Annotated in this window: 13 protein-coding genes; 2 read left to right on the forward strand and 11 right to left on the reverse strand. The window is 38.1% G+C overall.

The genetic code is table 11. The features are described from left to right. Positions 1 to 22: 22 nt before the first annotated feature. From thrS to IGM13_RS11455, 4 genes are all read right to left on the reverse strand, one after another. On the reverse strand, positions 23 to 1960 hold the full coding sequence (gene thrS / locus IGM13_RS11440) for a threonine--tRNA ligase (protein WP_002359397.1): 1938 nt from the start codon (positions 1958 to 1960) through the stop codon (positions 23 to 25). A 396-nt stretch (positions 1961 to 2356) separates the two neighbouring features. Then, positions 2357 to 2536, reverse strand: a complete 180-nt coding sequence (locus IGM13_RS11445) for a 2-hydroxymuconate tautomerase (protein WP_002356318.1) — start codon at positions 2534 to 2536, stop codon at positions 2357 to 2359. 164 nt (positions 2537 to 2700) lie between these two features. Continuing rightward, a complete protein-coding gene (locus IGM13_RS11450; RefSeq protein ID WP_002382467.1) occupies positions 2701 to 4146 on the reverse strand; it encodes a L,D-transpeptidase family protein in 1446 nt (481 codons plus the stop codon). Positions 4147 to 4292: 146 nt separating this feature from the next. Then, the gene (locus IGM13_RS11455; RefSeq protein ID WP_002419136.1) at positions 4293 to 5156 is read right to left on the reverse strand and encodes an aminoglycoside 6-adenylyltransferase; all 864 of its coding nucleotides are present in this window, start codon (positions 5154 to 5156) and stop codon (positions 4293 to 4295) included. Positions 5157 to 5277: 121 nt separating this feature from the next. On the opposite strand from IGM13_RS11455, the gene IGM13_RS11460 reads away from it, so the two are divergent. Together IGM13_RS11460 and IGM13_RS11465 are read left to right on the forward strand one after the other, a co-directional pair. Continuing rightward, positions 5278 to 5859, forward strand: coding sequence for a YdcF family protein (locus tag IGM13_RS11460; protein WP_002419137.1), 582 nt, complete (start codon positions 5278 to 5280; stop codon positions 5857 to 5859). Between the two features lie 157 nt (positions 5860 to 6016). Further along, positions 6017 to 6961, forward strand: coding sequence for an endo-beta-N-acetylglucosaminidase (locus IGM13_RS11465; protein WP_002382461.1), 945 nt, complete (start codon positions 6017 to 6019; stop codon positions 6959 to 6961). A gap of 427 nt (positions 6962 to 7388) precedes the next feature. Here the strand turns inward: IGM13_RS11465 and IGM13_RS11470 are convergent, their stop codons facing one another. From IGM13_RS11470 to IGM13_RS11500, 7 genes are all read right to left on the reverse strand, one after another. Then, positions 7389 to 8219: a DUF6287 domain-containing protein gene (locus IGM13_RS11470; protein WP_002419950.1), complete on the reverse strand. Its 831-nt coding sequence runs from the start codon at positions 8217 to 8219 to the stop codon at positions 7389 to 7391. 424 nt (positions 8220 to 8643) lie between these two features. Continuing rightward, a complete protein-coding gene (locus IGM13_RS11475; protein ID WP_002356305.1) occupies positions 8644 to 9363 on the reverse strand; it encodes a YebC/PmpR family DNA-binding transcriptional regulator in 720 nt (239 codons plus the stop codon). An 86-nt stretch (positions 9364 to 9449) separates the two neighbouring features. Continuing rightward, complete coding sequence (locus tag IGM13_RS11480; protein WP_002419391.1) at positions 9450 to 10637, reverse strand: nucleotidyltransferase; 1188 nt, start codon at positions 10635 to 10637, stop codon at positions 9450 to 9452. An 80-nt stretch (positions 10638 to 10717) separates the two neighbouring features. Continuing rightward, positions 10718 to 11458 (reverse strand): class I SAM-dependent DNA methyltransferase, encoded by a 741-nt coding sequence (locus IGM13_RS11485; RefSeq protein ID WP_002356302.1) that lies wholly within the window; start codon positions 11456 to 11458, stop codon positions 10718 to 10720. 1 nt (position 11459) lies between these two features. After that, positions 11460 to 11798: a ribosome silencing factor gene (gene rsfS, locus IGM13_RS11490; RefSeq protein WP_033072556.1), complete on the reverse strand. Its 339-nt coding sequence runs from the start codon at positions 11796 to 11798 to the stop codon at positions 11460 to 11462. 46 nt (positions 11799 to 11844) lie between these two features. Beyond that, positions 11845 to 12435: a bis(5'-nucleosyl)-tetraphosphatase (symmetrical) YqeK gene (yqeK, locus tag IGM13_RS11495; RefSeq protein ID WP_002356300.1), complete on the reverse strand. Its 591-nt coding sequence runs from the start codon at positions 12433 to 12435 to the stop codon at positions 11845 to 11847. Beyond that, positions 12413 to 13072 carry a nicotinate-nucleotide adenylyltransferase gene (locus IGM13_RS11500; RefSeq protein WP_002365150.1) on the reverse strand — a complete coding sequence of 220 codons (660 nt, stop codon included), beginning with the start codon at positions 13070 to 13072 and terminating at the stop codon, positions 12413 to 12415. The genes yqeK and IGM13_RS11500 overlap by 23 nt, the downstream gene beginning before the upstream one ends. Positions 13073 to 13089 lie beyond the last annotated feature (17 nt).

Below are 13089 nucleotides of genomic sequence, written 5' to 3' on the forward strand. Positions count from 1 at the left end.
CCTTTTGACTTTTTCTCTTTTTTTAACGGCTGTAATTGTGAACTTCAGCAGCCATGCTGTCAATGAAAATTGATAAATCTTCGACAGACGTTTCTTTGCTTCCATAACGACGGACGTTCACCGTTGCGTCTTCCATTTCTTTGTCCCCGACCACTAATTGATAAGGTACTTTTTGGGTTTGAGAGGCCCGAATTTTGTAGCCCATTTTTTCGTTACGATCATCGACTTCAACACGTAAGCCTTGTGCTTGTAAACGTTCTTTGATTTCATAAGCATACTCAGAATGCGCTTCTACAGAAACTGGGATAATAGTTGCTTGAATTGGTGCTAACCAAGTAGGGAAAGCGCCTTTGTAAACTTCTGTTAAGTAAGCCACAAATCGTTCCATTGTTGAGACAATACCACGGTGGATAACAACTGGACGATGCGTATTTTCACCATCTTCGCCAACATAAGTTAAGTCAAACCGTTCTGGTAATAAGAAGTCTAATTGGATGGTTGATAATGTTTCTTCCATTCCTAAAGCTGTTTTTACTTGAACATCTAACTTCGGACCGTAAAAGGCAGCTTCGCCTTCTGCTTCAAAGTAATCTAATTCTAATTCATCCATGGCAGCTTTTAACATCGCTTGCGCTTTTTCCCACATCGCATCATCATCAAAATATTTGTCTGTATTATTTGGATCACGATAGCTTAAGCGGAAACGATAATCCGTAATGTTAAAGTCAGCATAGACTGCCACCATTAACTCCAAAGTACGTTTAAATTCGTCTTTAATTTGGTCAGGACGAACAAAAGTATGGCCATCGTTTAAAGTCATTTCACGAACACGTTGTAACCCTGATAATGCACCAGATTTTTCATAGCGGTGCATCATCCCTAATTCAGCGATTCGAATTGGCAATTCGCGGTAACTATGAATGTCATTTTTATAAACCATCATATGGTGTGGACAGTTCATTGGACGTAATACCAGCATTTCGCCATCGCCCATATCCATTGGTGGGAACATATCTTCATGGTAATGATCCCAGTGACCAGATGTTTTGTATAATTCCACATCTGCCATAATTGGTGTATACACATGTTGGTAACCTAAGCTAATTTCTTTGTCCACAATATAACGTTCAATTGTACGACGAATGGTTGCGCCTTTTGGTAACCAGAAAGGTAACCCTGAACCAACTTCTTGTGAAACCATAAATAAATCTAATTCTTTTCCTAATTTACGGTGGTCACGTTCTTTGGCTTCCTCGCGCATTTTGATAAATTCTTTTAAATCTTTTTTATCGAAAAAGGCAGTGCCATAAATCCGTTGCATCATATGATTGTCAGAGTTTCCGCGCCAATAAGCACCAGCTACTGAAAGTAATTTAAAGACTTGAATCCGTCCTGTTGAAGGGACGTGAACACCACGACATAAATCAACAAAATCGCCTTGATCATAGACAGTGATGATTTCATCTTCTGGTAAATCTGTAATTAATTCAACTTTGTAAGGATCATCAGCAAATAATTCTAACGCTTCTGCACGTGAGATTTCTTTACGAACGATTGGGTTATTTTCCTTCACAATTTTCATCATTTCGGCTTCAATTGCAGGTAAATCTTCCGCTGTCACAGGGGATTCCCCATTATCTGTATCATAGTAGAACCCAGAATCAATCGCAGGACCTACGCCAAATTTAATGTTAGGGAAAAGACGACGTAAGGCATTAGCCATTAAATGAGCTGATGAATGACGTAAAATTCCTAAAGCATCTTCATGATCAGGTGTCACGATTTCAAGCGAACCATCTTCTACGATAGGACGATCTAAATCGATTAAAACACCATTGAATTTACCAGCTAAAGCTTTTTTGGCTAAACTGTTGCTAATACTTTTAGCAACATCAAATGTTGTAACCCCAGAATCAAACGGTTTAACAGCGCCATCTGGAAAAGTAATGTGAATAGACATAATAAAATTCTCTCCTTTTAATTTTTTTGATTTGAAGCGTTTCATTGTGTTCCTGTTTTTCACAATGAAACGAAACAGCCACCTGTTCCCCTTGTTAAAAAACAAAAAGTCCTAGTATTCTAACGAATACTAGGACGAAAATATCGTGGTTCCACCTAATTTTGAACACAAATAATCTGTGTTCCTCTAGCGTGTTAACGGTGCGACCGCCTTTGTTTCAACAAAGGTTTCGAAAGTGGTCATCCCTTGTGCCAATCTGGAAAATTTTCAGCCAAGATTTTCCTCTCTAATAGATCGCGGGCAAGTTCAGTTGTCTTTCTCATCAATCATTTATGCACTTATTTAACCACTTATTTTCAGAAAAAGCAAGTGATTCAACAGAAATTCTCTGAAAACTTATTTTTTCCATTCGCCGCCTTGTGCATAGCGGTCTTTTTTCAATTCATTGACAATCACATGGATATTCTCTTTTGGTGCACCAGCGTTTTTTGACACAGCTTCTGTAATATCTTTGACCATATTAGTTAACTGTTCTTCTGTGCGGCCTTCAATTAATTCTACATGTACAAATGGCATCTTCGTTCCCCCAATTTAAATTGCTTGTTCTGTTTGTATCATAGAGCGGGTTATGACGCTTGTCAATAAAAAATTGGGGACGTCAGTCGTTACGCTGACGTCTCCAATTTTTACTTTTCAGATACATCGCTGGACCAAAGTACGGTCTTACCTAATATCTCTTTTTATACTTCTTCGCCGTAATCCACAGGTTTATCAAATTCACCTGGTGCATCATCATAGATATGTCCGTAAATAATTACCGGCATTCCGTCATAGGATACATCAAAGATTTTTGAAACTTCTGTTCCTGGCGTATTGATACAGCCATTACTACCAGCATCGGTTTTAAAGGCTTCTTTATCGCCATACTTATCCAATTTATGGTCGGAGTCATGAATCCCAATTTGTGTGACAACGCCCCCTTGACTTAATAACGGCATCCAATATTTTACTGGCACACTGTATCGAGAACCATCGAGCATTTGACCTTCTAAATTCACATCGGTTGTCCGATATAAAATTGTATGGAATCCTGGTACTGTTGCGGTTCCTTTGTTATATCTGCCAGTAATGACATCTGTGGTGACTATTTTTTTGCCATCAATGAAACAATACATTTTTTGATCTTTTAAATCAATTTCAATGTAATTATTGGCTATTTTACTATTTTCTTTGGTATCGCCAACCAACGGAGCAGTGATTGCATTCGTTTGTTCTTGGCTATTCAGCGCGTTTACTAGTAGTTCTTGCGTTTTGGCCCCATCAATCGACCAGCCATAACTTCCGTTGTTTTTAAAACGACGTGTCGTGCCGTGAACATCTGTAAATAAAACTGGTTGATTAGCAGAACCATATGTTGTTTCTAATTGTGTCACCCAAGTAGTTAGTTTTTCTTTGTTGATTGTGCCATCATCATTCAGCACGTTTTGAATTTGTGTTTTATCAAAGGCTACTTTTTCACCATTAATATCAACTGTAATTGTTTTATTTAACTTGTTATTGAGCGTTGTCAATGTTGCCTTTAACGTTTGATCCTCTTTTGTAATTTCAGGGGCTTTATAAAAATCTTTGGCATTGTATTGATAGTTGCCTTTTCCCGCTTCAACATCCGCAATAATCTGCTGATTTAAGCGCTGTGTGTCCACTACTGTGCCTTGTTCTTCGGGAACAATTTCAAAAGTGCCATTGCCTCGACGAATACTCGCATTTTTGCTTGGTTTCCCCTCTGGAAAACTTAAAGTCGCTAATTTGGCTTCTAGTTCTTTTTTGAATGCCTCGTTTAACGGTAGCTTCACCTTGCTACTGTGTAAATGGTCTTTTAAAAATTTTTGATCCAATTGGTATTTTTTAGGAAGTTGAATTTTTTCTTCTTTTGCACCCGTTTGAACCACAACTTCTTCGGTTTGATTAACTTGCGCTAATTTTTCTTCCGCGGCATTTACATTTAACCAGCCTACAGAAACTCCATTTACTTTTGTGGTTGGTAAAAAGTGACTTTGAAAATAAACATAGCTGCCCCCAGCAACCAGAGCTAGTCCAACCAAAGAAGTAATAATTACTTTCTTTTTATTATTTTTTCCTGATTTTTGACGACGTGTATTACGCACTTGCATTTCTTCTTTTTTCATTTGTTCATCCTTTATATCAATAATTTTAGGTTTATTTCTTAGAGTCTAGGCAACAAACAACTGCGGTGATCTACAATCAAAAAAAGTTCCCTTTCTCTCGCAGATTAATTTTTTCAATTATACACTATTTTTACGTTGTTTTCAGCTTATTTTCCTTGTAAATCCTTTAATCTTAAAGAATTTGTATACTCTGTGACTTTTTTTGCTTCTTGTAAATAATACGTAAACTGGGCCATTTTAGCAAAATCCTGAGCGACGACGTCAAAAAAGGCTTGTGTCTTTATTAAGCTGTTCCAACAAGCTTCTTTACTAGAAAAATCCAGCAACGATGCTAATTGATCCATCGTGTCAGGAGTGACATAATTTTTCAGATACTTAAATTGTTTCCCAACAGAAATTGGCTCCGGTTCCTGCCAAGCCGCTTGCCAAGAAAGCAAGCGCAACAGTTCCTGCTGACAATATTCATAGAGATGTGTGACAGCGTAAAATAGTTCATTCCGACAAAGCCCCTTAACTACATACGTACTAACCCACCAAAATTCATTGCAACAATCGTTAAATTGCTGCTGATCCGGAGCTGTTACTGTATAATTTTTATCAGATGCTACAGGTAAAGGTGGCAAATTTTCATCTTTGTCTAACAAGATAATTGCTAAAGAATCGCCTTCATGCCAATTGTCTTTTTCTGCGAGAGGACACAACGTTAAATCGATACGTTGACCATCTTCAAATAACATTAAAAATGTTTCCCGCGTCTTCGGTTCTGTGGGAAATAAGGTCATTTCCTTGGGACGTTGCATAATTAATGGTTGACCAAATTTTGCTGTCCACGTTGCTGTTTCAAAAAACTCAGCACATGGTTCTATAATATAAACAATGTCGAAATCTTGAAAACTATCTTTTGGCACTTTCACATTCGTGCGAGAACCCACCATTCCCACGGCTCGAATGTGTTCTTCTTGTTTTGCTACATCCATAATAAGTTGAAACATTTCTTCTTCTGTACGCATTCACTCGCTCCCTCTCTTCAAAAGTTTCTATTAAAACATAGATTTTTTTATAAGTCTTTTGTTTTCTATCGCTTTTTCTATGGTACTTCGTATACACTAACATTACAAGGAGGGATGTTTCATGCATTGGTTAAAAATAACAAGTTTATCCATTGTCAGTTTTGGCTTTTGTATTCTTTTGATTTTAGGTCTACTTATTTTTACTGGCAAAAATACGCAACCCACCGATAAACCAGATGCTATTTTAATTTTAGGGGCCCGTGTTTTAGGAACGTCTAAAGAAACCGCACTGCCCAGCCGTGTTTTGCAAGCTCGGTTAGATGTGGCTATCCCCTATATTAAACAACACCCCGAGACACCCGTTATTGTTAGCGGAGGGCAAGGAGCAGATGAGCCGGCTACGGAAGCCACGGTTATGAAACAATACTTGCTAAATAAAGGTGTTCCAGAAAAACAGATTCTCTTAGAAAATCGTGCCACACGCACCAAAGAAAATATTGTCAATTCACAAAAACTCCTTTCTTTTAAACGGCTAGTGATTGTTACTAGTGACTTTCACATGTATCGCTCGCAACTTTTAGCCAAGCGAGCAGGTATCTCAAATGTTTCAGGCATCACTGCGGCTTCTTCTTTTCCAAAAGATATCAAAAATTTTGGTCGAGAGCTGCTTTCTTTAGGCTATGCCTTACTCTTTGATTGGTAAAAGTGCGTCCTTCGCAAGATCATTTTGCGAAGGACGCTTTTTTATTCTGTGGATTTGCTCACTTTTGTTCTCTTCTTCTTGTGTTTAAATTATAAAAATGATAACATATCTTTGTTAGCGCTTACAAATAATATTTATTTTATAGGAGGAGAAAGTTATGGGGCATCAATTGAGCACTCATTTTTTTAACAAGAAAACAGGGATTATTTCAACTTTTTTAAGTTTGATCCTTTTAGTCGGTGGGTTATTATTTGCACTACCTGCATTTGAAGTACAAGCAGCATCAACTGTTACACCTAAAACAGTCATGTATGTAGAAGTAAACAACCACGATTTTAACAATGTGGGAAAATATACTTTAGCTGGAACCAATCAACCTGCTTTTGATATGGGGATTATTTTTGCAGCCAATATTAATTATGATACGGTCAATAAAAAACCTTACTTATATCTCAATGAACGGGTCCAACAAACTTTAAACGAAGCTGAAACACAAATTCGTCCAGTTCAAGCACGCGGCACTAAAGTCCTATTGTCTATTTTAGGCAACCATGAAGGCGCTGGCTTTGCTAATTTCCCAACTTACGAAAGTGCGGATGCCTTTGCAGCTCAATTAGAACAAGTCGTTAATACGTATCATTTAGATGGTATTGATTTTGATGATGAGTATGCTGAATACGGAAAAAATGGGACGCCTCAACCAAATAATTCTTCGTTCATTTGGTTACTTCAAGCCTTAAGAAATCGCTTAGGCAATGATAAATTAATTACTTTTTATAATATTGGACCAGCGGCTGCGAACTCTTCAGCTAATCCTCAAATGAGTTCTTTAATTGATTATGCTTGGAATCCTTATTATAGTACCTGGAATCCACCACAAATTGCGGGGATGCCTGCTTCTCGTTTAGGTGCTTCTGCCGTTGAAGTTGGTGTCAATCAAAATCTAGCTGCGCAATATGCTAAACGTACAAAAGCGGAGCAATATGGTATTTATCTAATGTATAACCTCCCAGGAAAAGATTCATCTGCATATATCTCGGCGGCGACACAAGAACTTTATGGTCGAAAAACGAACTATTCACCAACTGTTCCAACACCTTAATTATTATCTCGGGTCTACAAGCGCCAACATGTAATGAGTTAAAGAGGTCGGGACAGAAGCGTTTAACTCCGAGAAATAAGAAGGAATTTCCGAAAATTGTTCTATAATTTTTGGAGAATTTCGGCTTATTTCCGAAGGAGTTGCTTCTGTTCCCGCCGTTTATCAATTTTTAAGCCTGGGACAAAAATCCAAAGTGATTTTTGTCCCAGGCTCTTTTGGTATCTTGAGCGAATCGTTTTACACAAAAAAAGACCCGCCCTTTGGGTAAGGACGGGAAAGGAGTTAAAAATGAAAAAGTGTTTTGTGTTGTTAAGGTTGTTTGTTGATATGCTTTATATCTTACAAACTAAATATGAAGATTTTGTGATCATTTCATTCTTATTTTGCTACTTTTATAGGAATTAAATAGATTGCCACGAGACTATCTTTAGTTGCCTCGTGCATCCGTTATTCTGACTGCTCCTTGTGGTGATACTCTGTAAAAACCGACAGTCCCTGTCCCTCCATTTGCAACCATCTGTTTCGATTGGGCTCTAAAAAAGAAGTCATTTCCATTCATACCCAAAAATCCAAGGTTCGTATCATTATTTTCTGCATCGGTCAGTGTCTTTCTAATATATGTCTCTGCTTTTTCTTGTGTATCGATGATTTTTGCCTCTTCATTTTGGTCTTGATTTTCCTCTTCAGAAGAACGATAGTAATACTCTTCCGCAGGATAATTTCCACTATCTTGAGTGATTAACAATCGCGGTTTCGTCTTATCAGATTGGTCGCCGTTAGGATTTTCAACACCAATTTTATATAATAATAACGCAGCACCAGTAGGCCCCCACCTAATACTTAAGCTTGTAATTGGTCGCGACTCATCAGTAGGTGAATCCTTCGTAATCATTCCTCCGGTATTTGTGCTACCATCAGGATGAATGATCAAACTCTCTCCTTTACCATTTTTCCATGTTCCAGCTAAAGTAGTAAAATCGCCAGCATTAATCGCTGTAGTATCTAAATCAGCTACAGTTAGCTGACTATTGTTTTCATCAGCTGTCGGCTCTTCATTTTTCACTGATTCGTTAGACTCGACACTGCTGCTCACTTGTTCGTTTGTCTTATCAATTGTTTCACTCGTTTTTTCATTCGTCTCTTCAACTTTAGAGGATGTCTCAGTTGAAGCGGTTACTTTCTTTTCTTTTGGTTCCCGACAAGCAGTTAATGATAAAACCGCTAGCCCGACAAAAAACGCTAGCATTCCCTTTTTCACGCCTATTCACCCCGTTCAATGATCTATCTTACTAGACTATTGTACTATTAATTCAACTGTTTAGACAAATATTTATGGAACAGACAAAAGTTAATCCTGTCATTGAATGCTTTGTGTCACATGGACCTATCAATCAACTTTCTTTTTTCTATGTATTATATGAAAAAAAGAGCCTGGGACAAAAATCACTTTGGATTTTTCTCCCAGGCTTAAAAATTGATAAACGGCGGGAACAGAAGCAACTCCTTCGGAAATAAGCCGAAATTGTTGAGAATCACGAAGAACGTAGTGATTCGATGATGAACAATACCTACTTGGTCTCCAAAAATTATAGAACAATTTTCGGAAATTCCTTCTTATTTCTCGGAGTTAAACACTTCTGTCCCGACCTCTTTCTAAATCTTAAAACAAACGAACAAATGGATTATTCAGGTAAATCTACATTATGATGAACTTTTTGAACATCTTCTAAATCTTCTAAAACGTCTAACATTTTTTCAAAGTTCGCCAAATCGTCGCCTTCTAATGTTACTTCGTTTTGTGGAACCATTTCTAACTCAGTAACCGTGAATTCTTCAATGCCTTTTTCTTTTAACGCTTCTTGTGCATGGTGGAAATCTTCTGGTTCTGTGTAAACGATAATTTGACCGTCTTCTTCAACAACATCGCGAACATCAATGTCTTTTTCCATTAAGTATTCTAAAATTTCATCCGCATCGTCACCAGCAAAGCCAATGATACCTGTATTATCAAACATGTAGGAAACAGCACCGCTGACACCCATGTTTCCGCCGTTTTTACCAAATGCGGCCCGCACATCTGCTGCTGTTCGGTTCACGTTGTTCGTTAAAGCATCAACAATGACCATTGAACCATTTGGCCCAAATCCTTCATAGCGTAATTCAGAATATTGTTCATCTGCTGAACCTTTTGCTTTTTCAATAGCGCGATCAATAATATGTTTTGGTACATTGTATGTTTTGGCGCGTTCGATTACAAACCGTAATTTTTGGTTTGCATGAGGATCAGGGTCTCCTGACTTCGCTGCTACGTAAATTTCAATCCCGAATTTTGCATAAACACGGCTATTGTTTGCGTCTTTGGCAGCTTTTTTCTCTTTAATATTTGCCCATTTACGGCCCATATTCTCACTTCGCTTTCTCTGATTTGTTGTTAGTATCTTATCCCTTGTTTATTATACTGGGGAAACTGATTTTTGTTAAGTATTTTTTAGGTATCTGGCGAAAATCGTAAGGGAAACCGACCAAAATTTTGTTCTTTTAAAGAAGAATCTCCCATCTGGTATAGTTGATTGGCGCGAATATCTAACGAAAGCATTGCGCGGTTTTCTTTAGATACTTTGGAAATTACCGGCAATTGAATCTGTGCTTTGGTTTCTTTTAGATAAGCTTGTCCCTTTGGCGTAAATCCTAGCACATGGAGATAACTGTTTTGCCAAACAGTTTCAACTTCTTCTTTGGTCATATTTAACAATATATAAGTTGCTAATCGTTGCAATCTTGTCCAAGTATAACGCTTCGTTTTCATACGTTCCATTAATTCGTGAAAAGAACCTGCTGCTTGGATTTGATCTTTTAGTCGATATTCAAGTCCTTCCGTCATTTGGTAAATGGCTTGTAATTCTTCTAACGAGGATTGAACAATTTTATACTTTAGGAAGGGCCAATAATTTTCCCATGAAATCATTGCTTGTGTTTGTAAATGTTGTGCGGTTATAGAAGGAACCGTTGGCAGCACTTGCGTTATTTCTTGTTGAAAAACACTTTGCCTAATCGCCGTGGCGCTAGCAACTTTCCCAGAAATCGTTGCATCATGAAAGCCCGCTTGTTTTCTAGCAATTGGGTAGAGCGTCATCGGGGTTGGATACGTGGCATTCTCTTTTGCATAACTCATCCCCAAAATATGATTAGGCGAAGAAAAATCGAACCTGCTTTCAGGATATACTTGACGAAAAACAGCAGTCATTTTTTGTGGATAACTCAATTGTTTGTCTGTCAATGCGTGGAACGTTTGATCAATTAAGGATTGATTTTCTTGGACAAACTGGCCGAAAGCCGCATAATCAATTGCGCTTGTACTATCTGTTCCAAAACATAAGCTCTCACATTGCAACGCCTGCAATAACTTTATACCGCCTTTTGCAAAGTAATCCGCAGACTGTACCGACCAAGCTGTCGGTAATTCAATGACTAAATCAACACCATTTTGCAAAGCTTCTTCTGCTCTGGCCCACTTATCTAGTAAGGCTGGTTCTCCTCTTTGTAAAAAATTTCCACTCATTATAGCAATCACTACTTCAGCTCCGCTTTGTTGGCGAGCTTGTTGGGCATGATAGCGATGTCCATTATGAAAGGGATTATATTCCACGATAATGCCACAGGCTTTCACTCTAGCCACCTCCGTTATAAAAAAATGGACTTATCAGCAAAGAGACCAACGTTTTTAAGCGCTGTCCCAAGCTCATAAGCCAAATCTTATTAATCTCTTTGACAAACAAAGAACCAGCGTTCACTTGTTTCAGTTGGTGCTTCATCTGTAAAATCTGCATAAACTTTGACATTCATGAAACCAGCACTTTCTAACATTCGTAAATAGTTATCTAACGAATAGGTTCGTTCTTGATGCAATTCATCATACCGAACAAAGTGCTCATCTGTTTCTTGTTCTTTCACAAAAAATGTTAAGAAATGTTCTATGCTGTGTTCTTTTTCACCAGCGTAACTATCCCATAGAAAAGCAAACTCTTCTGTTTGATAATGATAGCTATATTCCGGAAAAACTGAATCAATTTTGTAAGTAGAATGAACATCAAAAATGAACGTTCCTTCCTCTTCTAACGCTTGATAAACTTCATCGAACACTTGTTGTACTTCTTGGCGATTAGCCATGTAGCACAGTGAATCAGAAAAACAAGTGATGGCTTGGTATTGTCCCACTTCAGATAAATCTAGCATATTTCCCTGAACAAATTGAACTGGCACTTCTTCTTCAAAAGCTCGTTCACTAGCAATCATCAACATTTCTTCTGATAAGTCTAAGGCCGTCACATCGTAACCACTTTTTGCAAAATCAACTGCTAAAGCGCCTGTACCACAAGCCATTTCAAGAATTTGTTGGGTTCCTTGTGGGAGATGACGATTGGAAAAATCCAACCATTTTTGGTATAGGCTTTCGTCCATCACTTCGTCATAGACGAAAGCAAACGTTTCATAGGCCATTTTAGTCGACCCAAGCGCTTAGATCAACCATTGGGGCATCTGACCATAATTTTTCTAAGTTGTAAAAGGCACGTTCTGAAGATTGGAATACATGGACAATAACATCGCCTAAATCAATTAAAATCCATTTTCCGCCTTCTTTACCTTCCACACGTTTGACTTCTACTTGATTTTTGGCTTCTTGTTCGTTAATTTCATCAACAATCGCATTGATTTGACGTTCACTATTGGCTTGGCAAATTAAAAAATAATCTGCTAATAATGAAATCTCTCTTACGTCTAATGCGACAATTTCTTCTGCTCGTTTTGAATCTGCTGCTTTGACAGCAATTTCTAAAATTTTCTGGCTATCTATGATAGTTCCCTCCTAGTAATTCTTTCTTCTTTTATTTTTGATTAACGACCCATTGATTGTAGGTCTCTAACGTTTTTGGATAAATTTTATGTTCTTGTTCAATCAAATGTAACAAGGTATGTTTCGTTTCATAAGCAACCGCTGCATCTAAGTCAACAAGGGCAATTTCACGGGCTTCTTTCACACCTGGAAAATCACGTCCTGGTTCAATGTAATCTGCGACATAAATAATTTTATCTAGCAAGCTCATCTTAGCAGCCCCAGTTGTATGCACACGAATTGCCTGCAAGATTTCTTCGTCATCAATGGCTAATTCCCGTTGAACAATATCCGCCCCAACTAAGCCATGCCAAATTTCATTGCCATAGTTTAATAAAGCCAAATCAAAACCATCTCGGCGAATAATCAACTCGAATTCATCGTTTGGACGTTCTTTGGCGTAATCATGCGTCAAAGCAGCAATACTGGCTTTCGCTTCATCGGCACCATATTTCGCTGCCAAGGCCACAGCTGTTTCCTCGACCCCTAACACATGGCGAAAGCGACGTTCACTCATTTGCATTTGAACTTTTTGCATTAATAATTCACGTTGTGCAGCATCATAATTTGTTATCCAGCTCATCTTGATACAGTCCCTTCTCTTGAATATAGTTTATCACATTCTCTGGAAGAAGATAGCGTGTTGAGCAACCACTTTTGACTTTTTGTCTAATCAAAGTGGAACTAATCGCCATCTGCGGAACATCGACCCAAATAATTGGATAGGTAGATTCCGTTGGATAATTAGGACGCCGAATGCCGACAAATTGAACTAAATGGAGTAAGTCATCAATCCGATGCCATTTGGGCAAGTATTCCACCATATCTCCACCAATTATAAAATAATAATCAGTATCTGGATTGGCTTCTTTTAAAGCTTTCATCGTATCATACGTGTAACTTTTGCCTTTGCGAATTAATTCAATTGGCTCAATATCTAAGCAGGGATTATCAGCCACTGCTAGTTCTAACATCGCTAACCGATGTTCACTGCTAATTGTTTTCTTTTCGTCTACATGTGGTGGTAAGTACGTAGGCATTAAGTAAACTTTGTCCAAACCTAGTTGATTTTGAACTTGATCGGCCATGACAAGATGTGCTAAATGAACGGGATTAAAATTACCACCTAACAAGCCGACTTGCTTTCTTGTTTGAAAACGTAACGGTTCCTCTTGCAAGAGAACGTCCGCTCCTTGACGCGCTTGTCTTTTTTCTCCCATTGTTCATCCCTCCAATA

This window comes from Enterococcus sp. DIV0561 (genome assembly GCF_050539875.1).
In the GTDB taxonomy this organism is placed as follows: domain Bacteria; phylum Bacillota; class Bacilli; order Lactobacillales; family Enterococcaceae; genus Enterococcus; species Enterococcus faecalis.

Bases quoted from the DNA above. Each gene is read 5' to 3' on its own strand.
- thrS (WP_002359397.1), bottom strand. From the start codon at position 1,960: ATGTCTATTCACATTACTTTTCCAGATGGCGCTGTTAAACCGTTTGAT.
- IGM13_RS11445 (WP_002356318.1), bottom strand. From the start codon at position 2,536: ATGCCATTTGTACATGTAGAATTAATTGAAGGCCGCACAGAAGAACAG.
- IGM13_RS11450 (WP_002382467.1), bottom strand. From the start codon at position 4,146: ATGAAAAAAGAAGAAATGCAAGTGCGTAATACACGTCGTCAAAAATCA.
- IGM13_RS11455 (WP_002419136.1), bottom strand. From the start codon at position 5,156: ATGCGTACAGAAGAAGAAATGTTTCAACTTATTATGGATGTAGCAAAA.
- IGM13_RS11460 (WP_002419137.1), top strand. From the start codon at position 5,278: ATGCATTGGTTAAAAATAACAAGTTTATCCATTGTCAGTTTTGGCTTT.
- IGM13_RS11465 (WP_002382461.1), top strand. From the start codon at position 6,017: ATGGGGCATCAATTGAGCACTCATTTTTTTAACAAGAAAACAGGGATT.
- IGM13_RS11475 (WP_002356305.1), bottom strand. From the start codon at position 9,363: ATGGGCCGTAAATGGGCAAATATTAAAGAGAAAAAAGCTGCCAAAGAC.
- IGM13_RS11485 (WP_002356302.1), bottom strand. From the start codon at position 11,458: ATGGCCTATGAAACGTTTGCTTTCGTCTATGACGAAGTGATGGACGAA.
- yqeK (WP_002356300.1), bottom strand. From the start codon at position 12,435: ATGAGCTGGATAACAAATTATGATGCTGCACAACGTGAATTATTAATG.
- IGM13_RS11500 (WP_002365150.1), bottom strand. From the start codon at position 13,072: ATGGGAGAAAAAAGACAAGCGCGTCAAGGAGCGGACGTTCTCTTGCAA.